Below are 22360 nucleotides of genomic sequence, written 5' to 3'. Positions count from 1 at the left end.
GTAACATGGACTCCATGCTGCTTTATATGATCGATTTGTTCGGTACCGCTGTTTTCGCTATCTCTGGCGTATTACTGGCTGGCCGTTTAAAAATGGATCCATTCGGCGTTATCGTACTCGGCAGTGTGACTGCTATAGGTGGCGGAACAATCCGAGACATGGCGCTTGGTGCCACTCCCGTATTTTGGATAACAGATACGACTTACTTATGGGTGATATTTGTTACGTGTCTACTAACCATGCTTGTTATTCGAAGACCCAAGCGACTCTCATGGTGGGTATTACCCGTTTGTGATGCCATCGGTCTCGCTGTATTTGTAGGAATAGGAGTAGAAAAGGCACTCGCCTACAATGCTTCTGGGATGGTCGCGGTGATAATGGGGGTTATTACTGGCTGTGGCGGTGGCATTATACGAGACGTGCTGGCTCGCGAAGTTCCTATGGTATTAAGAAGCGAAGTCTATGCTACGGCATGTATTATTGGCGGCATCTTCCATACGATGGCGGTAAACATGGGTTATGACCACTCAACGGCTTTACTCGCTGGTGTAATCTCAACGCTCATTATACGTCTCGGTGCGATTCGTTGGCATCTATCCCTGCCAACTTTCGCCATTAACCGTTAAACACCAACAACATCACTCATCATGGAGTCGACCAAGTGTCGGCTCCTCTCATTTATGCTCATTTGATTCGCCAATTCTTGGGCAATTCGCTAAATTATCTCAACCATTCCTAACTTTCATTAATCATTATGTTGCTTGAAGGTATTGAAACGTTACTTGTCCTCAGTAAAGAAAAAACCATGAGCCGCACGGGCAGTCAACTCTATATTAGTCAATCTGCCGTGAGTAAACGTATTTCAAATCTAGAGAAGAAGTTAGGAAAAAAATTAATAGAGCCAAATGGTCGGCACATAAAGCTGACCTCCGATGGCCTTGCGCTCATCAACACGATCGAGCCAACGTTCAATGAGTTAAGAGGTCAGATCTATGATCAACAACAAATAGAAGATACTTCTTTGATCAAGATAGACTGCTCTGAAACCTTAGTCGCTGGATACCTCAGCATGATCATGGCAGAACACTTTGCCCATGATCAGTACATACGAATATCGACCAATCATACGCCACGCATTATTGAGAATGTGAAATCAGGCAAAGCAACATTGGGATTTTGCGCTGGCTATCTACCACCTCATCATGGATTAATGAGCCTTCACCTCGCCGATGAACCTTTCTCAATTGTCAGTCGACATTCACTTTCACAACTACCTAAAGCTATTTTGACCAATGACCTAACTAACCCTGCCAACACATATCAACAAGCTATTTTATCCAAACACGGAATCGAACCTTTGATGGAAATGGATTCGTATACTGCGGCAGCACAACTGGCTTTGGGAGGTATGGCTCCCGCTTTAATCCCTAAATCTATCCTAACGACACTTAATATCACATCTAAGTTCTGCTATGACTTTGAAGAGCTAGATCAGTTAGTTCGACCAATACATATCTGCTTACGTCACAGCACATATCGTAGCGAACGAGTTAAAGCACTGACAGAATCCATTGCTGATGTTGTTGCCAAAGAAGTTTCGTTGCCATAAGCATCGACATCACTATAACTAGAGGACGAATCCATTTTTGTCCTTTACTTACCACGACCTTCGCTCCTAACTGAGCACCAAGAAAACCGCCAACAGCCATGGTTAAGCCAAGCTTCCACACGGGCAACCCAGCGAAGATAAAAAAGAGTAGTGCCGCAATGTTTGACGTGAAATTGAGAATTTTGGTTCTAGCAGTGGCTTCGACCAAAGAAAAGTGACCTAGTGCAACAAAACAAACAGTAAAAATAGATCCAGTCCCAGGGCCAAAAAAGCCATCATAGAAACCGATCCCGCCACCAATGCATAGCGCAAACATCGCTTCAGATAACTTTGGTTCTCCATCGATTTTTCGCGTACTTGGCGCGAGTAAAAAATAGAGGGAAATGGCTATCAAAAGAACAGGGATCAAACTGGTGAGTACGCTAGCATCAATAAACTGAACAGCCTCGGCACCGATCGCTGCACCAATAAAAGTACAGAGTATCGCGAAACGCATTTCCTTTAGGCTGACAATACCGTTACGCACGAAATACCAGCTAGCAGAGAAACTGCCAAACGAACTTTGTAACTTATTGGTTGCTAGAGCTTGAGTCGGACTTAACCCCGCAGCCAAAAGCGCAGGGAGTGTAATGAGCCCTCCCCCACCAGCCATCGCATCAATAAAGCCTGCGGCAGTCGCAACCAAAAATAAGGCCAACAAAATCTCAACCGTGATTTCCACTACACTTCCTTTTTGAAGAGGTATCAAAGAGGAAGAAACGGTAGCACTTATTCACAAAACTACCAATGGAAAGTCAAGACACCAATCTATTCCTAATTTTCATCAATCAATGAATCTAGAAAATGATACATTAAAAATATCAATTACATCAAAATATAGAGCCTCACCTCAAGAGTATTTCATTTTTTTGATGGCCAATAAAAACACTGGCTTAATCTGATAAATTCAACCTTATCAAGAGTGAAAATAATGGATGTTTTAAGGACTCGCCCCTCAATAAAAGAGCAACAGCTACGCTCTCGTATAGAACAAACCGTAAATCTAAAACAGCTCTTCAAAGTCATAGACTCTAGACCTGAAACTTCGGGGGCAGGGGTTATTTATATAGCAGGTGATTCAACAGTAATCTCTCTTCGAAAGTTCAACTCCAGTTGTCGCGTCAACCCTATCAGCATTATTTTAAAAGAGCCGACATCTCCTATGTCCGCCGATAGCTACGCCAAAGAACTTAAGTCTTCGAATAGAGAGTCTAAGTTAGCTTCTGAACTTATTGGAGCAGGCTTAAGCTGTGCTTCAGCAGCTTTAGGTTGGATGGTTGTTATTGGTAGTGTTGGTGCGATTCCAATTTCGGGAGGCACGGGTGCTGCCGTTACTTATTTGGGATACAGTGCGGCGGCTGCCTCTACAGTCCAATGTATGGTCGGCATAGGCAGGAGTGGAGCTGAGGGTTTTGCTCCTGATAAGCTAGATGAACTGGACTCGCAAGCTTGGTATCAAAATACGTCTAAAGCCCTCGATTACATATCTCTGGTAGGTGTTGGGGCATCAGGCACAGCCACAATAAAAGCCATAAGTAATCTACAGAAGAGCTCAGGAAAAAGCTTAAGTGAAGTTTTGAAGGGCTTAAATCGACACGAAAGAGCAAGGCTCACTAAAGAAATTTCGAAACAAAACATCCCAAACTTATCTTCAAAAGCCTATAAACAACTAGTACGTTCAGGAAGCGTAAAACGAAGGTTCTCTTCACAAGACATCAGCAATGCCATCCAACTTCAACTAAAAGATGCCATTGGTGCAACTATCAGTTTCGTGGGTAGTGCAACCTCCGGCAACGTCGGTGCTATTGCAGTGGGTGTATACGAGGAGTTTTCCATTGAATGGTAGAGAAAAAGAAGTCTTCGTTCTGTCCGCTAAAAGCATCGCTACAGCTTTAAGTGCAATAATACTGCTAACAATGGGGGGAGGATTAAATATTTTCTTTCTGGATCAACTAACCGACATTTCAAACACTTACGGTCCATTCTACTTGTGGGTAGTAATGATGGGTATTGGTGCACTTTTGGTAACGATTCCATTTGGGATGATCATTATTCATGGTTTAAAGTTTCTAAATCCAATCAATATTTTCAATGCCACGATACAAATTTTCATTGCGATATGTTTTGGGGTTTCAGAAGCGAAATTAGGAGACCTATTCTGGTTGATAGCCCTTGCTCTCCCCATTATTGCTCTTTATTTGATGAATACTCCTTCCTACAAATGCTTCATAACCTTTTACTATGAACTAGCTCAGAGTCGTAGAGAGCATCGAAGGCGAATGAAACATATCAACAAGTAGAACAAGTTGCTTAATAAAACAAAAAAGCCCGCTCAAATGAGCGGGCAATGAGGTTGTCATGTAAGCCCTGATTAATGAGCTTACTGATTTTTATCTGTTACGCGTCTAGACTCGCTTTCACTTTAGCGTGTAACTCTTGAACCGAAGTTACTGACGCTTTTGCGTCTGCAGTATGAGACATACATGTTGCGAACGCTGCATTCAGTGTCGTTGTGTAGTTCACTTTTTCTGCCAGTGCACCACGTCGTAGAACTTTCGAATCTTCAATCGCTTGACGACCAGCAGCCGTGTTTACGATGTAGGTGTATTCGTTGTTCTTGATGCGGTCAAGAATGTGTGGACGACCTTCGTGTACTTTGTTTACCAAACGTGGGTTAATACCCGCTTCGCCCAGAATTACAGCAGTACCGTGTGTCGCATCCAACTGGTAACCCAGTTTCACTAACTTAGAAGCTAGGTCAACAACACGCTCTTTATCACCTTCACGTACAGACAGTAGCGCACGACCACCTTCAGGATAAACCGCACCACAACCTAGCTCTGCTTTCGCGTAAGCTTCTGCGAACGTTGCACCCACACCCATTACTTCACCTGTTGAGCGCATTTCAGGGCCCAATAGAGGGTCAACCCCAGGGAATTTGTTGAACGGCAGAACCACTTCTTTCACTGAGTAGTAAGGAGGGATAATCTCTTTAGTAAAGCCTTGTGACTCTAGAGATTGACCCGCCATTACACGTGCAGCGATTTTCGCTAGAGGAGCGCCTGTCGCTTTCGATACGAATGGTACCGTACGAGCAGCACGAGGGTTCACTTCAATTAGATAAACGTCGTTATCTTTCACAGCAAACTGCGTGTTCATCAAACCGCGTACACCGAGTTCGAATGCTAACTTCTCAACTTGCTCACGCATCTTGTCTTGAATTTCCTGACTTAGCGTGTATGCAGGCAGTGAACATGCAGAGTCACCAGAGTGAACACCCGCTTGTTCGATGTGCTCCATGATACCGCCGATAACGACGCGTTCACCGTCACAGATAGCATCAATATCAACTTCGGTTGCATCATCCAAGAAACGGTCTAGCAGAACTGGAGACTCGTTCGATACGCTTACTGCTTCGTTGAAGTAGCGACGCAGGTCTTGCTCGTCGTATACGATTTCCATCGCACGACCACCGAGTACATAAGATGGACGAACAACTAATGGGAAGCCAATTTCTTTCGATTTCTCAACCGCTTGCTCCATCGTTGTTACTGTCGCGTTTTCTGGCTGAAGTAGACCTAAACGGTCAACAGCGGCTTGGAAGCGTTCGCGGTCTTCCGCACGGTCGATAGCATCTGGGCTAGTACCAATGATTGGCACACCAGCCGCTTCTAGAGCACGAGCCAGTTTAAGTGGCGTTTGACCACCGTACTGAACAATCACACCTTTTGGTTTTTCAACACGAGCGATAGACAGTACATCTTCCAGAGTTACTGGCTCGAAGTACAGACGATCAGACGTATCGTAGTCAGTAGATACCGTTTCTGGGTTACAGTTAACCATAATGGTTTCGTAACCGTCTTCACGCAGCGCAAGTGATGCATGAACACAACAGTAATCGAATTCGATACCTTGGCCGATACGGTTTGGACCGCCACCAAGAACCATGATCTTATCTTTGTCTGTTGGGTTTGCTTCACATTCTTCATCGTAAGATGAGTACATGTAAGCCGTGTCAGAAGAAAACTCTGCTGCACATGTATCCACACGTTTGTAAACCGGATGAATATCAAACTGCTCACGAGCACGGCGAATTTCACTTTCAGCGACACCAAGCAATTTAGACAAGCGAGCATCAGAGAAGCCTTTGCGTTTCATCTGACGAAGCACTTCTTTGGTCAAACCTGCGTAGCCGCCCGCCTTGACTTGTTCTTCGAGTTTTACAATTTCTTCGATTTGAACCAGGAACCAGCGGTCGATTTGAGTCAAGTTGAACACACCGTCGACTGACATACCCGCTCGGAATGCATCGGCGATGTACCAGATACGCTCTGCACCTGCTTCTTTAAGTTCGTGACGAATCTTAGTCAGTGCATCTGGCGCTTCCAGATCGACCATCTCATCAAAACCAGTTGCGCCAACTTCTAGGCCACGCAGTGCTTTGTGAAGAGATTCTTGTTGGTTACGACCAATCGCCATTACCTCACCAACCGATTTCATCTGAGTTGTCAGACGATCGTTTGCACCAGCAAATTTCTCGAAGTTAAAGCGAGGGATCTTAGTTACGACGTAGTCGATAGTTGGTTCAAATGACGCAGGTGTTGCACCACCTGTGATGTCGTTTTGTAGTTCGTCTAGCGTAAAGCCAACAGCCAGTTTCGCGGCAATTTTCGCAATTGGGAAGCCTGTTGCTTTTGATGCTAGCGCAGAAGAGCGAGATACACGCGGGTTCATCTCGATGATGACCATACGACCATCTTTCGGGTTGATACCAAACTGTACGTTTGAACCACCTGTTTCAACACCGATTTCACGCAGAACAGCTAGCGATGCATTACGCATAAGCTGGTATTCTTTGTCAGTCAGTGTTTGTGCTGGAGCAACCGTGATTGAGTCACCCGTATGGATGCCCATTGGGTCAAAGTTCTCGATTGAACATACGATGATACAGTTGTCCGCTTTGTCACGAACGACTTCCATTTCGTACTCTTTCCAACCGATTAGCGACTCATCGATAAGAAGTTCGTTGGTCGGAGATAAGTCCAGACCACGACGACAGATTTCTTCGAACTCTTCTTTGTTGTACGCGATACCACCACCAGTGCCACCCATGGTGAACGATGGACGGATGATACAAGGGAAGCCAACCATATCTAAAACTTTGTAAGCTTCTTCCATGCTCTTCGCTGTATCTGCGCGAGGACACTCAAGGCCGATAGACTTCATCGCTTTATCAAAACGAGAACGGTCTTCCGCTTTGTCGATTGCATCAGCCGTTGCACCAATCATCTCTACGCCAAACTCTGCGAGAACGCCGTGCTTCTCTAAATCTAACGCACAGTTAAGTGCTGTCTGACCACCCATAGTTGGCAGAACTGCATCAGGACGTTCTTTCTCGATGATCTTGCGTACAACTTCCCACTGAATCGGCTCGATGTAAGTCGCATCTGCCATCTCTGGGTCAGTCATAATCGTTGCTGGATTAGAGTTAACTAGGATAACTCGGTAGCCTTCTTCGCGAAGAGCTTTACACGCTTGTGCGCCAGAGTAGTCAAACTCACATGCCTGACCGATAACAATCGGACCAGCACCAAGAATTAGAATACTTTGAATGTCAGTACGTTTTGGCATTATCTACTACTCCGAATTAAGCGCTGTGTTTTTTGATTAGTTCGATAAAGTGGTCAAATAGCGGTGCCGCGTCATGTGGACCAGGGCTCGCTTCTGGGTGACCTTGGAAGCTAAATGCTGGCTTGTCTGTGCGGTGGATACCTTGCAAAGAGCCATCAAATAGCGATACGTGAGTAGCACGTAAGTTTTCCGGTAATGTTGCTTCATCTGCCGCAAAGCCGTGGTTTTGCGAGGTAATCATCACAACGTTACGCTCTAAATCTTTTACTGGGTGGTTTGCACCGTGGTGACCAAACTTCATTTTCACCGTTTGCGCACCTGATGCTAGCGCCAGAATTTGGTGACCTAGACAAATACCAAAAATTGGCAGGCCTTTTTCTAGGAACACTTTGGTTGCTTCAATCGCGTAAGTACATGGTTCTGGGTCACCAGGGCCGTTTGATAAGAATACGCCATCTGGATTTAGTGCCAGAACTTCTTCCGCTGACGTTTCTGCAGGTACAACCGTTAAGCGGCAGCCACGATCAACCAACATTCGTAAGATGTTGCGTTTTGCGCCGAAGTCGTAAGCGACAACGTGGTATGGCAGCTCGCTGTCATCTTTCGCCTCTGGAAGTCCAACTTCAAGCGTCCACGAACCTTGCTTCCATTGATACGCTTCTTTTGTTGTAACTTCTTTCGCAAGGTCCATTCCTTTTAAGCCTGGGAATTCTTTTGCTTTCGCTAGTGCCAAAGCTTCGTCTAGGTTGTTGCCCGCAACAATACAGCCGTTTTGAGCACCTTTTTCACGCAGGATACGAGTGAGCTTACGAGTATCGATATCAGCGATGCCAACGATATTTTGAGACTTAAGATAATCAGAGAGGGATTGTTCGTTACGGAAGTTAGAAGCGATTAGAGGAAGATCGCGAATCACAAGGCCTTGTGCATGAATGGAAGAGGATTCTTCATCTTCGGAAGTGGTTCCGGTATTGCCAATGTGAGGATAAGTGAGAGTGACGATTTGCTGAGAATAGGAAGGATCAGTGAGGATTTCTTGATACCCCGTCATCGAGGTATTAAAAACGACTTCACCAACGGAAAGACCATCTGCCCCTATGGACACTCCGCGGAACACTGTCCCATCTTCTAGGACCAACAGTGCTAATTTACCCAAGACAACCTCCAGAATAAAAATGCAAAAAAAATAAATCAAACTGCAAACATGCCTTCCTTTACCTATAAAATCTACATAAATAGGTATTTCAGACAAATTGGCGGTATTCTAAAGTTGGACTCGAAACCTGTCAACCTACAATCAAAAATAAATGATTAATTTCTAGCGAGTAAGGTCATTTTGAATCAGTAAGGCCCAAAAAGATAACTTTTACATGCTATTACATAGATAGGCATAGAGGTTTAATGAATTTTACAAATTTGAACTTTTTAGAGATCACAAAAAAGTATGAATTTTTCACGCAAACGTTCACTCGACAAAAAAGACATTAGTTTTTAGACATCAAAACCCAAAACACCCACAAAACAACCAAAACAACGACAAAAGTAAGCACCAAAATACTTTCTGTTAGAATCATTTCATTTACAAATAATTCTATAGATATAAAAAAGCCGGCTACCGCCGGCGAATAATTATGTATTTAGAGTTCATTCAATCCCAAAACATCTGTCATGGTATAAAAGCCCGCTGGTTTGGCACTCAACCAAACAGCGGCCTTGACGGCGCCATTAGCAAACGTCATACGATCGGTCGCTTTGTGCGTTATCTCCACTCGTTCCCCGATATCAGCAAACATGGCTGTGTGCTCACCGACGATATCGCCAGCGCGAATTGTAGCAAAGCCGATCTCATCTTTAGTACGTTCACCTGTGATACCTTCTCGCGCATAGACAGCTACATCATTCAGCTTGTTGCCCATCGCACCAGCAATGGCTTCGCCCATCCCGATAGCGGTACCAGAAGGAGCATCAACTTTATGACGATGATGTGCTTCGACAATCTCAACATCACAGTAGTCGCCCATCACTTTGGCTGCTTTCTCAAGAAGCTTAAATACTAGGTTCACACCAACAGAGTAGTTAGGAGCCATGACAACAGGCACTTGCTTAGCGGCTTCGTCAATCAGTTCACGCTCTGCATCACTGAAACCAGTCGTCCCAATCACAATACTCTTTCCATGCTTCTTACACAGTTCAAGATTCGCCAACGTACTTACTGGGGCAGTAAAATCGATGATTACATCAAAATTATCGACGTCTTTAGCAAGATCATCCGTTAAGAACACATCGAATTTGCCTTCACCACAAAGTTCACCGATATCGACACCGACAAGTGAGGACTCAGGTCGTTCTGATCCCGCGCTCACTGTCGCCTCTGGGTTAAGGTGTGAAGCTTTAACCAAATTACGGCCCATTCGGCCTGCTGCTCCTGCGATTGCAATACGAACCATTGCGCTTTCTCTCCTTCTCTGGATAACGAGGTTTGCTCTCGTTCTCTCGTTTCGCTTAATCTGTTTAAACTAACAACATACCGTGGTTACCACAAGCAAGTTCATCAGGCTTAAGCGAACTCTTTTACGACACGCTCCAAGATAGGCACGTTCGCTTCAGGAAAGGCATAGTTACCCAATTCTCTTATCTCAACCCAGCGACCTTCTTGACCTTCTCGGCCGTAAGGCTCATTACTGAACTTAGATACCGTAATAAAATCAAACTTAAGTGATTTGTCTGGATAGTCATATTCCAAATGCTCGAAAAGGGCTTGCTCAGTAACTTCAATTCCTACCTCTTCTTCAAGTTCTCTTGCTAGAGCATGTTCAATACTTTCTCCTGACTCGACTTTCCCGCCGGGAAACTCCCAAAACCCGCCTTTATGCTTGTCGTCTGGACGCTTTGTAATAAAAATTTTTGATTTGTCTTGGTTAAAAATAATAGCCGCGACTATGTGAATTCTTTTCATAGGGGTTCCTAACTCTCAAGCCGTTACACTTCAACGGTCTTTGCATCTCTAAAACTATCCGATGCTATCAAAACTTATGAAATTCGACAGCCACAGAATTTGCTTAAAAAAAGAGCCGCCTAGGCGACTCTTTAAAAAATTATCTGACTAATACGTTAGTCGATTTTGCCGTGGCACTGTTTATACTTCTTACCACTACCACAAGGGCAAGGCTCATTGCGACCTACTTTACGTTCATCACGTACCATTGGCTGACTTGAACCTTCTTCAGATTCTTCACCTTCAGAAAGAGGGTTTTGTGCTGCTGCGTGTTGCGCTTGAGCACGACGAGCGGCCTCTTCAGCTTGCGCACGACGTTGCTCTTCCATACGTTCAACTTCTTCTTGTTGCTGAACTCGAACGCGAGATAGAACAGTAATCACATCAGTTTTCAGCGCTTCTAGTAGACCTTCAAACAGTTCAAACGATTCACGCTTGTATTCCTGTTTCGGGTTCTTCTGCGCATAGCCGCGTAAGTGAATACCCTGACGCAAGTGATCCATTGCTGCCAAGTGCTCTTTCCAAAGCGTATCCAGAGTTTGAAGCATAACCGATTTCTCGAAGTTACGAAGCACTTGCGCACCCACCACTTCCTCTTTCTCTTTGTACACTTCAACGGCTAGATTGATGATCTTCTCGCGTAGCGCCTCTTCGTAAAGCTTATCGTCTTCTTCAAGCCATTGCTTCACTGGCGCATCAAGATCGAAGTCTGCTTTCAAGCGCTCTTGCAGACCTTCAACGTCCCACATATCTTCTAGTGATTGTGGCGGGATGTACTCATCAATAACCGCGGTTAGCACATCTTCACGGTTTTGCTCGATCATACCGCTGATGTCTTCAACGTTCATCAATTCGTCGCGCAGCTCGTAGACAACCTTACGCTGATCGTTCGCCACATCATCGTATTCTAGTAGCTGCTTACGGATATCAAAGTTACGGCCTTCCACTTTGCGCTGTGCTTTTTCAATTGAGCGAGAAAGCATTTTCGATTCAATAGCTTCACCTTCTTCCATACCACTTTGAATAAGGCTCGCCATACGATCAGAAGTGAAAATACGTAACAAAGAGTCTTCCATAGATAGGTAGAAGCGCGATGAACCCGCATCACCTTGACGACCAGAACGACCACGTAGCTGGTTATCAATACGGCGAGATTCGTGGCGCTCAGTACCAATGATGTGTAGACCACCAGCATCTAGTACTTGATCATGTACCACTTTCCACTCTGCTTTAATCGCATCGATTTGTTCTTGAGTTGGGTTCTCCAAAGCTTCCACTTTTGATTGCCAACTACCGCCAAGCACAATATCCGTACCACGACCGGCCATGTTGGTCGCGATAGTTACCGCACCCGGCATACCCGCTTCAGCAACAATTTCCGCTTCCTTCTCATGGAATTTCGCATTCAATACGTTGTGTTTGATCTTCGCTTTCTTCAAGGCGTTGGAGAGTAGTTCTGATTTTTCAATCGATACGGTACCAACCAATGTTGGCTGACCTTTCGCAACGCGCTCTTTGATATCTTCAATGATTGCAGCAAACTTCTCAGCTTCGGTACGGTACACCACATCCGGCATATCGTTACGAATCATTGGTTTGTTGGTTGGGATAACCACCGTTTCCAAGCCATAAATAGATTGGAACTCAAACGCTTCAGTATCCGCAGTACCTGTCATACCAGACAGTTTTTCGTATAAGCGGAAGTAGTTCTGGAAGGTAATCGAAGCCAAAGTTTGGTTTTCGTTTTGAATCTTAACGCCTTCTTTCGCTTCTACTGCTTGGTGAAGACCTTCAGACCAACGACGACCTGGCATTGTACGACCAGTATGTTCATCAACAATTACTACTTCACCTTCGTCAGTAACGATGTAATCAACGTTGCGCTCAAACAACACATGAGCACGCAAAGCGGCATTCACGTGATGTAACATGCTGATGTTAGTCGGAGAGTAAAGTGTGTCACCCTCTTCCATAAGACCATTTTTCACCAACAGTTCTTCAACGTACTCTTGGCCCGTTTCTGTGAGGTATACTTGCTTTGATTTCTCATCAACAGTGTAGTGACCATCACCACGATATTCTTCAGAGTCTTCTTTGTCTTGCTTTTTAAGATGCGGGATCAAAAGGTTGATTCGGGTGTATAGCTCAGAGCTATCTTCAGCAGGACCAGAAATGATTAAAGGGGTACGAGCTTCATCAATTAGGATTGAGTCCACCTCATCGACAACTGCAAAGAAGCGTTCACGTTGTACGCGATCTTCGCTACGGAAAGCCATATTGTCACGAAGGTAGTCAAAACCAAATTCATTGTTCGTTCCGTACAAGATGTCAGCTTGGTACGCTTCTTTTTTCTCTTGAGGAGGCATGTTTGGCACGTTTACGCCAACAGTCATACCTAAAAATTCAAATAGAGGGCGGTTTGTCTCTGCATCACGTTTAGCTAGATAATCGTTCACTGTTACAATGTGAACGCCTTTACCAGCCAGGGCATTTAGGTAAGCAGGAAGCGTTGCCGTCAGCGTTTTACCTTCACCCGTACGCATTTCAGCGATTTGACCCGCATTTAGAACCATACCGCCGATAAGCTGGACGTCGAAGTGGCGCATACCGTAGACACGCTTAGATGCTTCACGAACCGTAGCAAAAGCTTCTGGAAGTAGTTTATCAAGAGTTTCACCTTTCTCTAGGCGCTCACGGAATTCAACCGTCTTTGCTTTTAACTCTTCATCACTTAGAGCCTCGAATGTTGGCTCATAGTTATTAATTTCTTTTACAATTTTTCTAAGGCGGCGCAGTGTTCGGTCGTTGCGACTGCCAATCACTTTTGTCAGTAGCTTAGTTATCATTTTTCGTGAATCTCTCTTTATTCAGACCGTTCCCGATCTACTCATAATGCCTTCAGTCTCTGCCAGTTTGGAACTAAGAATACTGAGATAAATCATTTATCAAAGATATTGAGTTCAAACATCCATATTTCAAGGCTAAGTTTTGAAACAATGTGGCTTAGTGTAAGGATTTTTAATCGATACAACCATAAATAGACGTATTTGTTTGAAGCACTCTGAAGTTTTTACTTAAAGTGGTGACTGATTAGCCGATATTGCATACCGCAATATGTGTAATCCATCCAGAGCAAACTTTGCTTTTTACCTTGCTACATTGTAAAACTGAAGCTAAAGACGTTAATGTAAACTATACCTTGATAGAAAGCTGCTCTAGAATAGCTATATCTCAACAAAATTAGATTTTACCTATGCGTGATCACCGTCCAACCTCGACTGAAGATGTTATTGCTGAGTCACAGTTCAAGCAGATTCAAGAACATGCTGGAGAAATCTTACAGCTTAACCAAGCTTTGCAAGAGGTCTTACCCATGGGGACGGCCGATCATTGCCGAGTAGCGAATGTTCGTAACGGCCATCTATTGATCGATGTCTCTAGTGCCGCGATCAAAATGAAGATCGATTACGATCGCCTCATGATCCTAAATAAACTTCGTACTCAAGGCTTTGCCAAGCTGATGAGCGTTGAAGTGAGGATCAATCCTTCACTATATAGAAACCGCTTTCAACAAGACGACAGACCTAAGCGTCCACCACTAACAGAATCTGCAGCAAAGTCATTAATGACGATTGCCGACATGGCGCCACCTAAAATTCAAGAGCGTTTAAAACGATTAGCCGATATGGCAGAAAAGGAAGATCGTAAGTGAACGTTATTTCAATATGCTGAAAGCTTGAATGTTATTGATAAGTCGAAGATTAAAGCCAAATAGCAAAAAACCAGGCATAAGCCTGGTTTTTTATTAATTCTAATGCCAAGTATTTACGCAAGCACCATATTTGGTTCTGCGAATGCTACTGGTGAGCCGACTTCTTCTTCGAATGTAGTCCACTCCCACGCTTCCTGATCTGCAAGAACAGCACGTAACAGTTGGTTATTTAAACCGTGGCCAGATTTAAAGGCACGGAATTCACCAATGATTGGGTGGCCACACATGTAAAGGTCACCAATCGCATCCAACACTTTGTGAGTCACAAACTCATTTTCAAAGCGTAGACCTTCTTCATTAAGAATACGGTAATCATCCAAAACGATAGCATTGTCAAAACTACCACCCAAAACTAGGTTTTGAGATTGTAGATATTCGATATCACGCATAAAGCCAAACGTACGTGCTCGAGAAATCTCACGAACAAAGCCTTTTGACGAGAAATCAAACAGCAAACGTTGCTCGTCTGATTCAATCGCTGGGTGATTAAACTCAATTTCGAAGTCCATACGGAAGCCGTTAAATGGTACAAATTCTGCCCATTTATCACCATCGTCAAAACGAACTGGCTTTTTGATACGAATGAAGCGTTTTGGCGCATTTTGCGTTTCGATACCTGCTTGTTGTAGCAAGTATACAAATGGGCTTGCACTACCATCCATGATCGGAATTTCAGGTGCGTCTACTTCGACAACAATGTTATCGATGCCCATACCAGCAAGTGCCGCATTCAAGTGCTCAACAGTTGAAATACGCACACCTTCATCGTTTACCAATGCAGTACAAAGCATGGTGTCACGAACCGAAGCTGGATCAGCTGGAAAATCTACAGGTGGATTTACATCTGTACGACGGTAAATGATACCTGTATTTGCAGCAGCCGGGCGCAGAGTAAGTGTGACTTTACGACCAGAGTGGAGACCCACACCAGTTGTTTTCACTATTTCTTTCAGAGTACGTTGTCTGATCATCTGCTTGCCTCTCAAAAATTTGCTACAAAACACGGCCGTCTGTAACGTCGACCGTGAATGCTACCATAATTTTGAGCCATGTCAAATTTATGGGTTAAAGATTAATCAGCCTGACGACGCAAAAATGCCGGTATATCTAAATAACCACTTTCCTTTTCTTGCTTTGGAGCCGCAGAACTTTGACTCGACGAAGCTGGAGAAGAAGAAGCAGTGTTTGTCGGCTGAGGAGTTACCTGTGGCTTCTCTTGCACTTGATTATTTTGCAAGGTCTGTGCCGGTTTTTCTTCAGCTTGCGTTGCCGCTGCTTGTTGCTGTGGTTGAGCTTGCGGCGTCGGTGCCACTTTCGCTTTACCACCCGCAACTAGCGTGATATCTGGCTTTTTCTCATTACCAATACCTGTCGCTACAACTGTTACGCGGATTTCGTCAGTCATATCAGGGTCTAGAGAAGTACCGATAACAACAGTCGCATTGTCAGAAGCGAATGCCTTCACTGTATTACCAACCGTCTCAAACTCGTCAAGACGCATATCCAGACCAGCAGTAATATTGACAAGAACACCACGAGCGCCCGCTAGATCGATGTCTTCCAGAAGTGGGCTAGAAATTGCCATTTCAGCCGCTTCTTCAGCTCGGTCTTCACCTTTGGCGATGCCGCTACCCATCATTGCGTGACCCATTTCAGACATTACAGTTCTTACGTCCGCAAAGTCGACGTTGATCATGCCAGGGCGAGTAATTAGCTCAGCAATACCTTGAACGGCATTCTTAAGAACATCGTTAGCGCTTGCAAAAGCTTCTAGTAGTGTTACACCACGACCAAGTACTTTAAGTAGCTTTTCGTTTGGAATCGTGATCAAAGAGTCAACATGCTTAGAGAGCTCATCGATACCTTGCTCAGCAAATGCCAAACGCTTTTTACCTTCAAAACTAAACGGTTTAGTTACTACCGCTACTGTTAGAATGCCAAGCTCTTTAGCCACTTCAGCAATAACAGGCGCTGCACCAGTACCGGTACCGCCACCCATACCAGCTGCGATAAACACCATATCGGCGCCAGTCAGGGAATCTTTAATTCGATCTCTGTCTTCGAGAGCTGCGTCACGGCCAACCTGTGGATTAGCACCTGCACCCAGACCTTTAGTGATATCACCACCGATCTGAATAACATTGCCAACGCTTGTCTTACGAAGTGCTTGCGCATCAGTGTTGACGCTGATGAATTCCACACCTTCGATGGATTCACGCACCATGTGTTCAACGGCGTTACCACCGCCGCCACCAACCCCAACGACCTTGATTACTGCATCGTCAGACATTTCCATCATCGGTTCAAACATGTGTTGTCTCCGTTTATCCTGCAACTCAGGTTAAAACTCTTTTTGTATCCAGTTACGCAATTTATCGAAAAAGCCAGTTACAGATGAGCGTTTAGGTTCATTATAATCGCTATCGTCGCTAGACTGCATGTCTCTTGCGTAATGAAGTAATCCAACTGCCGTAGAATGGTACGGCTCTTTTACATAGTCAGTTAATCCGCTGACTTCGAGCGGTTTGCCGACCCTTACTTGATTGCGGAATACGCGTTCCGCACATTCTACCACTCCGTCCATTTGCGCAGCACCGCCGGTGAGTACAACTCCCGCAGCCAGATGGTGCTTGATACCCTCTTCGCGCAATTTTGCTTGTACAGAGTCGATAGTTTGGTTAACCAGTCCCATAAGCTCAGAGTAGCGTGGCTCAATCACTTCTGACAACGTTTGACGTTGCAGGCTACGTGATGGTCGTCCACCTACGCTTGGTACATTAACCGTGTCATCCTTACTGACCAGTTCACTCAAAGCACAGCCATATTTGACTTTTATTTCTTCAGCATCGCTCACTGGCGTACCAAAAGCAAAAGCAATATCACTGGTTACAGCATTTCCTGCGTACGAAAATACTTCTGTGTGACGTAACGCACCGCCAGTCCAGATGGCCACATCCATCGTGCCGGCGCCAATATCAACCACACAAACTCCAAGCTCTCTTTCATCCTCGGTGATTACTGCATTACTAGCAGCAAGCCCAGAAAATACGAGTTGTTCTACTTTAAGGCCGCAGCGTTCTACCGCCTTAATAATATTGCGTGCCATGTCATTATGGCATGAGATAAGGTGGACACTCACTTCCATTCTTACCCCAGATAAACCAAGCGGATTTTTGATTCCTTCTTGGTAATCAATGGTGAACTCCTGCGGGATCACATGAAGAATTCGCTGTTCATCACCGATTTTAATCGATTTTGCGGTATGGATAGCGCGATCCATGTCTTCTTGAGACACCTCTTCATCAGAAATCGTGCCCATACCTTTTTCAATTCGGCTTGCGATATGCTTACCAGACAACGAAATGAAGACTCGGCTGATCTGGCACTCTGCCATTAATTCAGCTTGATCAATTGCACGTTGTACTGATTTTACAACCGACTCCAAATCATTCACGCCACCTTTATCCATGCCGCGTGAGGGGCTACTACCTGCGCCAATAATATTAATTTGACCGTCTGGTAAAACCTCACCCACTAGAGCCGATACGGTTGCAGTGCCTATATCAAGACCAACAATAATGTTGTCATCAGCGGCCTTAGTCATCTGTACTCTCTTCTAACTCTTGTTCAGGAAACCAACCAACTGCGGCTCCTGTATCGTACCTAAGATCGATATAACTGATTCTTTGCGTGTCACTGCCAAGCTTGTTATAGAGCTTAAAAAAGCGCTCTATACGCTCAAGAAGAGACTCTTTTCCGAGCTCTAATCGAATACCGTTATCAAGGATGATTTGCCAAGCTCGTCGCTCGTTTAATACCAGAGACGATATCGCTAAACCCAATTGCTGAAACTTAGGACTCAAATCACGGTAAGTCTGTAAGACTTCCGGTCCGCTATCTTTGGGTCCGTACAGCTTCACTTTTTCTTCTTGCAACAGAGCAACATCTCCATCAAAAACGAACCCGTTTCTATCTAACAGTTCGTTGCCATTCCAAATGGCTTCTGGTTGATGCTCCGTCAAAAAAACTTTTACTGTATCCGGCCACTGCTTTCGGATTGCGGCATGCGCTACCCATGGCAGAGCTTCGACACTTTGCTGTAATACATCAATATCCTGAGACATAAATGTACCGATGTGATCAATTCGACTAAATGCAGCCTGCACATCGTCAGCTTGGACATACTCCAGTTTCCCCTGAAGTACTATTTTGGAGAGAGGTAACCTTTGGTCATCCCACATCCAACTGATCGCCGCGTACAAAACAGAACTAATTAAAGTCACAACCACAACGAAAAATAACGCACCCAAGATTTTTTCTTGGCGACCACGGTTGTTACCCGTGTTTGGTCGCTCGTCATTCAGTGCAATATTCAACAACGTCTTCGTTTCCTGACTTTTGTCGTGTACTTTTTACCCATATAATTACGCAGAGGTAAAAGTCTTGACTTTAACCTTGGGATTATACTGAGCTCTTGTAAACTATCAAACACTGATAGCAATAAATCACAATGATATTGACGCAAAATCGAGATCTGAGTCTTTATCTGTCCTTCGCATCAACAATATGTGTCAGCCAAGCATCTTGTTTATATTCAATTTAAGACCTGCCAGCTGTTTCGCCACTTTACCAATATCACCCGCACCTTGCGTTAAGATTAGGTCGCCGTCTTGTATAACGTTAGCTAAAACTGAAGGTAATTGCTCGATTTCTGGAACAAAAATCGGATCTACCTTGCCTCGGCTGCGAATTGTGCGACATAAAGCGCGCCCATCAGCACCTGCAATCGGCTTTTCACCCGCTGCGTAAACATCCAGCATGATCAATACATCCACCTGTTCAAGCACATTCGCGAAATCATCGTATAAATCACGAGTACGGCTATAACGGTGCGGTTGGAAAATCATCACCAAACGCTTGTCTTGCCAACCACTGCGTGCTGCATTAATGGTTACATCCACTTCTGTTGGATGATGGCCGTAATCATCAACAAGCATTGCATGGCCGTTGCCAGTATCAAACTCGCCAAGGTGATCAAAACGTCTTCCCGTACCTTGCGTACCAGCCATTGCCTTTAGGATCGCATCGTCTTCAATGTCATCTTCAGTAGCAACCGCAATCGCAGCAGACGCATTCAATGCATTGTGACGACCTGGAATATTCAGCGTGATATCTAAGTTAGCTCGCCCTTTACGTACTACCGTAAATTTGCCTTGCTGCCCCTCTTGACGATAATCTTCAATACGTACGTCGGCATCTTCAGAAAAACCGTAAGTTATCACTTGACGACTAATACGTGGGATTAACTCTCGAACCACAGGATCATCAATGCAAACAATTGCTTGGCCGTAAAACGGTAGATTATGAAGGAAATCGATGAAGGTTTGCTTTAAGGTTTCAAAGTCACCACCATAGGTATCCATATGATCGGCTTCGATATTGGTAACAATGCTCACCATTGGTTGCAAGTGCAGGAATGACGCGTCACTTTCATCTGCCTCTGCAATTAGAATACGACTCGAGCCTAGACGCGCATTTGTACCTGCGCTTTTCACCAAACCGCCATTCACAAACGTTGGATCAAGACCGGCTTCAGAATAGATTTGAGTGACAAGAGCGGTCGTCGTGGTTTTACCGTGTGTACCCGCAACGGCAATACCGTGACGGAATCGCATCAATTCAGCCAACATCTCTGCGCGGCGTACAATAGGGATGCGTAATTCACGTGCCGCCATCACTTCTGGGTTTTCTTCGTTGATCGCCGTTGACACAACAACCACACTTGCTTTTTCTACATTACTGGCTTGATGACCAATAAATACCGTCGCACCTTTTGATACCAAACGCTCTGTCACAGCGTTCTCTGATAGATCAGAACCTGTGATTTGGTAGCCTTCGTTCAACAGCACTTCTGCAATGCCGCTCATGCCCGCACCACCAATACCGATGAAGTGGATGGATTTCACGCGGCGCATCTCTGGCACCATTGCGCGAATCTGAGCTAAGTCTTGTGTATGTTGGATTGTCATCAATTCTATTCTCAATAATTCGGTTAACGCTTTTCGGTCAAAGCGACAATGGCTTGTGCGACAACTCGGTCAGCATTCAATTTTGCAGCGCCACGCGCTTGCTCAGCCATTGTAAGTAAAGCTTGGCGATCCAATTGTTGGATCTGCTGAGTCAGAGACTCAACGGTTAAATCTGGTTGTTCAATCATTTTCGCCGCGCCGCAATCCACCAAGTGGTCTGCATTAAGTGCTTGCTGGCGGTCTTTGTGCATGAATGGAACAAAAATAGCGCCTACACCTGCCGCCGAGACTTCAGAAACGGTTAACGCTCCAGAGCGACAAACTAAAAGGTCAGCCCATGCGTAAGCTTCTGCAACGTCATCAATGAATTCCATTACTTCTGCATTTACCACACCATTAGCTTGGTATGCTGCATTCACTTCTTCGGCGGCACCTTTGCCCGCTTGATGACGAACATAGTAATCTTCGCCCAATTTCGACATCACTTCTGGCAGAGTTTGGTTAAGAATACGTGCGCCTTGGCTGCCACCCATCACCAAAATGCGAATTGGACCTTGGCGCTCTTGCATGCGCTCAATTGGCGCTGCTAATTGAGTCACATCTTCACGAACTGGGTTCCCAACCACTTCGGCATTTGGAAAAGCGCCTGGGAAAGCCTGAAAAACCTTCTTAGCGATTTTCGATAACCATTGGTTCGTTAAACCTGCTACTGCATTTTGTTCATGCAGAACAACAGGAATGCCACTCATCCAAGCGGCAATACCGCCCGGGCCGCTAACATAACCGCCCATACCAAGCACTGCGTCTGGCTGCCAGCGTTTCATGTGAGCACGAGCCTGCATAATGGCATTGATAATTTGAAATGGTGCTGCAAGAAGACGTTTAACGCCTTGACCTCGTAACCCTTTCACTTTGATAAAGTCGATTTCAATGCCATGTTTTGGCACCAAATCCGCTTCCATTCGATCCGCCGTACCTAACCAACGGATCTCCCAACCTTGCTCTTGAAGCTGTTTTGCTACCGCCAAACCTGGGAATACGTGACCGCCAGTACCACCAGCCATCACCATCAAACGTTTATTTTGTTTCATTAGCTTGTTGTTCTGATTGTTGTTGCTCGCGTTTCAAGCGGCATTCGTAATCGATACGCAGTAGTATGGACACTGCGACGGACATAATTATTAGACTAGAACCACCATAACTGATGAGTGGAAGTGTTAAACCTTTAGTTGGAACAATACCGGCGGCAGCTCCAACATTAACCAAGGTTTGAAACGCAAACCAAATACCAATTCCGAAAGCCAGATAACCTCCGAACATTTCGCCTTCTTCAAATGCACGCTTGCCGATGTAAACCGCTTTTAGCACCAAGCTAAAAATCAGCATTAAGACCAGCACTACGCCTACGAAACCAAGCTCTTCAGCAAGTACGGCAAACACAAAGTCGGTATGCGCTTCCGGTAGATATTCCAGTTTTTGAATTGAATTACCGAGACCTTGTCCGAACCATTCACCACGACCAAACGCCATCAAAGACTGAGTCAACTGATAGCCACTGCCAAATGGATCTTCCCACGGGTCAAGGAAGGAGGTTACTCGTCGCATACGGTATGGCTCGACGAGAATCAAACCTACTACAGCGCCGATACCTGCCACCATCAAGGCGAGAAACTGGGTTAGTTTTGCACCTGCGATAAAAAGCATGCCAAACAGCGTGACCAGCATCACGACGACCGTCCCCAAGTCTGGCTGACCAAGTAGTAATACTGCGAAGAAGGCAAACACCATGATTGGCTTCATAAAGCCACCAAAGAACGTTTGTCGTACTTCGTCTTGCTTTCGAACTAAGTAACCAGACATGAAGATAAACAGCGATAGCTTCGCGACTTCCGCTGGCTGAAGGTTAAACAGCCCAAGGGGAATCCAACGAGACGCACCATTAACCGACTTACCCGCCAAGAGCACGATGATCAACAGTGCGAAAGAAGCCCAAAGTAAGTAATGGCTCTTCTTAAACCACTCTTGCAAAGGCACTTGCAAAATAACAGCGGAGGTCCCTAACGCCAGCACGAGAAACGTCGCATGACGAAACATAAAGTGGAACGGCTGTTCCGTTAATCGAGAGCTGATTGGAAATGATGCAGAGGTTACCATGACCAAACCAGTCAACATCAAACCCAGTGCAATCCACACTAACTGACGATCAAACATCGCCTCTGGGGCTGGATGCTTGAGCCAATTGCCAATACTGCGTTTAACGTTACCTAAACCCACGAAGTGTGTAA

18 protein-coding genes are annotated in these 22360 nt (G+C 45.0%); 5 read left to right on the top strand and 13 right to left on the bottom strand.

Features of this window, described 5'->3' with window-relative positions; genetic code table 11:
- The first annotated feature begins 5 nt into the window (after positions 1-5).
- Entirely contained in the window at positions 6-626 is a 621-nt protein-coding gene (locus tag R7F64_RS08470) for a TRIC cation channel family protein (protein ID WP_005387377.1), read from the top strand.
- A 128-nt stretch (positions 627-754) separates the two neighbouring features.
- Positions 755-1609 (top strand): LysR family transcriptional regulator, encoded by an 855-nt coding sequence (locus R7F64_RS08465; RefSeq protein WP_017821479.1) that lies wholly within the window; start codon positions 755-757, stop codon positions 1607-1609.
- On the opposite strand, the gene R7F64_RS08460 is transcribed toward R7F64_RS08465, so the two are convergent.
- Positions 1551-2330 carry a TSUP family transporter gene (locus R7F64_RS08460; RefSeq protein WP_005381847.1) on the bottom strand — a complete coding sequence of 260 codons (780 nt, stop codon included), beginning with the start codon at positions 2328-2330 and terminating at the stop codon, positions 1551-1553. The two genes, R7F64_RS08465 and R7F64_RS08460, sit on opposite strands and share 59 nt — an antisense overlap.
- Positions 2331-2579: 249 nt before the next feature.
- On the opposite strand from R7F64_RS08460, the gene R7F64_RS08455 reads away from it, so the two are divergent.
- On the top strand, positions 2580-3494 hold the full coding sequence (locus tag R7F64_RS08455) for a hypothetical protein (RefSeq protein ID WP_318071598.1): 915 nt from the start codon (positions 2580-2582) through the stop codon (positions 3492-3494).
- The gene (locus R7F64_RS08450) at positions 3484-3948 is read left to right on the top strand and encodes a hypothetical protein (protein WP_047102012.1); all 465 of its coding nucleotides are present in this window, start codon (positions 3484-3486) and stop codon (positions 3946-3948) included. Before R7F64_RS08455 ends, R7F64_RS08450 begins: the two co-directional genes overlap by 11 nt.
- A 97-nt stretch (positions 3949-4045) precedes the next feature.
- Here R7F64_RS08450 and carB read toward each other — a convergent pair whose 3' ends face one another.
- The 5 genes from carB to secA form a co-directional block, all read right to left on the bottom strand.
- The gene (gene carB / locus R7F64_RS08445) at positions 4046-7279 is read right to left on the bottom strand and encodes a carbamoyl-phosphate synthase large subunit (protein WP_005381854.1); all 3234 of its coding nucleotides are present in this window, start codon (positions 7277-7279) and stop codon (positions 4046-4048) included.
- A 16-nt stretch (positions 7280-7295) separates the two neighbouring features.
- Positions 7296-8435: a glutamine-hydrolyzing carbamoyl-phosphate synthase small subunit gene (gene carA, locus R7F64_RS08440; RefSeq protein ID WP_238974798.1), complete on the bottom strand. Its 1140-nt coding sequence runs from the start codon at positions 8433-8435 to the stop codon at positions 7296-7298.
- A 481-nt stretch (positions 8436-8916) separates the two neighbouring features.
- The gene (dapB, locus tag R7F64_RS08435; RefSeq protein WP_005381860.1) at positions 8917-9726 is read right to left on the bottom strand and encodes a 4-hydroxy-tetrahydrodipicolinate reductase; all 810 of its coding nucleotides are present in this window, start codon (positions 9724-9726) and stop codon (positions 8917-8919) included.
- A 110-nt stretch (positions 9727-9836) separates the two neighbouring features.
- A complete protein-coding gene (mutT, locus tag R7F64_RS08430; protein WP_005387387.1) occupies positions 9837-10235 on the bottom strand; it encodes an 8-oxo-dGTP diphosphatase MutT in 399 nt (132 codons plus the stop codon).
- Positions 10236-10390: 155 nt separating this feature from the next.
- Positions 10391-13120, bottom strand: coding sequence for a preprotein translocase subunit SecA (secA, locus tag R7F64_RS08425; RefSeq protein WP_005387389.1), 2730 nt, complete (start codon positions 13118-13120; stop codon positions 10391-10393).
- A gap of 407 nt (positions 13121-13527) precedes the next feature.
- On the opposite strand from secA, the gene R7F64_RS08420 reads away from it, so the two are divergent.
- Positions 13528-13986: a DUF721 domain-containing protein gene (locus R7F64_RS08420; RefSeq protein WP_005381869.1), complete on the top strand. Its 459-nt coding sequence runs from the start codon at positions 13528-13530 to the stop codon at positions 13984-13986.
- Positions 13987-14099: 113 nt separating this feature from the next.
- Here R7F64_RS08420 and lpxC read toward each other — a convergent pair whose 3' ends face one another.
- The 7 genes from lpxC to ftsW all read right to left on the bottom strand — a co-directional run bounded on the left by lpxC (position 14100) and on the right by ftsW (position 22349).
- On the bottom strand, positions 14100-15017 hold the full coding sequence (gene lpxC / locus R7F64_RS08415) for a UDP-3-O-acyl-N-acetylglucosamine deacetylase (protein ID WP_047102006.1): 918 nt from the start codon (positions 15015-15017) through the stop codon (positions 14100-14102).
- 101 nt (positions 15018-15118) lie between these two features.
- The gene (ftsZ, locus tag R7F64_RS08410) at positions 15119-16357 is read right to left on the bottom strand and encodes a cell division protein FtsZ (RefSeq protein ID WP_005387391.1); all 1239 of its coding nucleotides are present in this window, start codon (positions 16355-16357) and stop codon (positions 15119-15121) included.
- Positions 16358-16387: 30 nt separating this feature from the next.
- Positions 16388-17650: a cell division protein FtsA gene (gene ftsA / locus R7F64_RS08405; protein ID WP_005372946.1), complete on the bottom strand. Its 1263-nt coding sequence runs from the start codon at positions 17648-17650 to the stop codon at positions 16388-16390.
- Positions 17643-18425 carry a cell division protein FtsQ/DivIB gene (locus R7F64_RS08400; RefSeq protein WP_215810548.1) on the bottom strand — a complete coding sequence of 261 codons (783 nt, stop codon included), beginning with the start codon at positions 18423-18425 and terminating at the stop codon, positions 17643-17645. Before R7F64_RS08400 ends, ftsA begins: the two co-directional genes overlap by 8 nt.
- A 192-nt stretch (positions 18426-18617) precedes the next feature.
- Positions 18618-20075: a UDP-N-acetylmuramate--L-alanine ligase gene (gene murC / locus R7F64_RS08395; RefSeq protein WP_005387395.1), complete on the bottom strand. Its 1458-nt coding sequence runs from the start codon at positions 20073-20075 to the stop codon at positions 18618-18620.
- A gap of 23 nt (positions 20076-20098) precedes the next feature.
- Positions 20099-21166: an undecaprenyldiphospho-muramoylpentapeptide beta-N-acetylglucosaminyltransferase gene (gene murG, locus R7F64_RS08390; protein WP_047102003.1), complete on the bottom strand. Its 1068-nt coding sequence runs from the start codon at positions 21164-21166 to the stop codon at positions 20099-20101.
- A complete protein-coding gene (gene ftsW, locus R7F64_RS08385; RefSeq protein WP_005372933.1) occupies positions 21153-22349 on the bottom strand; it encodes a cell division protein FtsW in 1197 nt (398 codons plus the stop codon). The genes murG and ftsW overlap by 14 nt, the downstream gene beginning before the upstream one ends.
- Between the last annotated feature and the right edge of the window lie 11 nt (positions 22350-22360).

The sequence above is a fragment of the Vibrio sp. Vb1980 genome (genome assembly GCF_033338615.1).
Taxonomy (GTDB): Bacteria; Pseudomonadota; Gammaproteobacteria; order Enterobacterales; family Vibrionaceae; genus Vibrio; species Vibrio alginolyticus.
The sequence above is the reverse complement of the archived record's forward strand: the minus strand, read 5'-3'. Positions and strand labels throughout refer to the sequence as shown.

What these genes read in the sequence shown, in the direction of transcription:
- R7F64_RS08470 (WP_005387377.1), top strand. Translation starts at nt 6, where the DNA reads ATGGACTCCATGCTGCTTTATATGATCGATTTGTTCGGTACCGCTGTT.
- R7F64_RS08465 (WP_017821479.1), top strand. Translation starts at nt 755, where the DNA reads ATGTTGCTTGAAGGTATTGAAACGTTACTTGTCCTCAGTAAAGAAAAA.
- R7F64_RS08455 (WP_318071598.1), top strand. Translation starts at nt 2,580, where the DNA reads ATGGATGTTTTAAGGACTCGCCCCTCAATAAAAGAGCAACAGCTACGC.
- carB (WP_005381854.1), bottom strand. Translation starts at nt 7,279, where the DNA reads ATGCCAAAACGTACTGACATTCAAAGTATTCTAATTCTTGGTGCTGGT.
- dapB (WP_005381860.1), bottom strand. Translation starts at nt 9,726, where the DNA reads ATGGTTCGTATTGCAATCGCAGGAGCAGCAGGCCGAATGGGCCGTAAT.
- mutT (WP_005387387.1), bottom strand. Translation starts at nt 10,235, where the DNA reads ATGAAAAGAATTCACATAGTCGCGGCTATTATTTTTAACCAAGACAAA.
- secA (WP_005387389.1), bottom strand. Translation starts at nt 13,120, where the DNA reads ATGATAACTAAGCTACTGACAAAAGTGATTGGCAGTCGCAACGACCGA.
- R7F64_RS08420 (WP_005381869.1), top strand. Translation starts at nt 13,528, where the DNA reads ATGCGTGATCACCGTCCAACCTCGACTGAAGATGTTATTGCTGAGTCA.
- lpxC (WP_047102006.1), bottom strand. Translation starts at nt 15,017, where the DNA reads ATGATCAGACAACGTACTCTGAAAGAAATAGTGAAAACAACTGGTGTG.
- ftsZ (WP_005387391.1), bottom strand. Translation starts at nt 16,357, where the DNA reads ATGTTTGAACCGATGATGGAAATGTCTGACGATGCAGTAATCAAGGTC.
- ftsA (WP_005372946.1), bottom strand. Translation starts at nt 17,650, where the DNA reads ATGACTAAGGCCGCTGATGACAACATTATTGTTGGTCTTGATATAGGC.
- murC (WP_005387395.1), bottom strand. Translation starts at nt 20,075, where the DNA reads ATGACAATCCAACATACACAAGACTTAGCTCAGATTCGCGCAATGGTG.
- murG (WP_047102003.1), bottom strand. Translation starts at nt 21,166, where the DNA reads ATGAAACAAAATAAACGTTTGATGGTGATGGCTGGTGGTACTGGCGGT.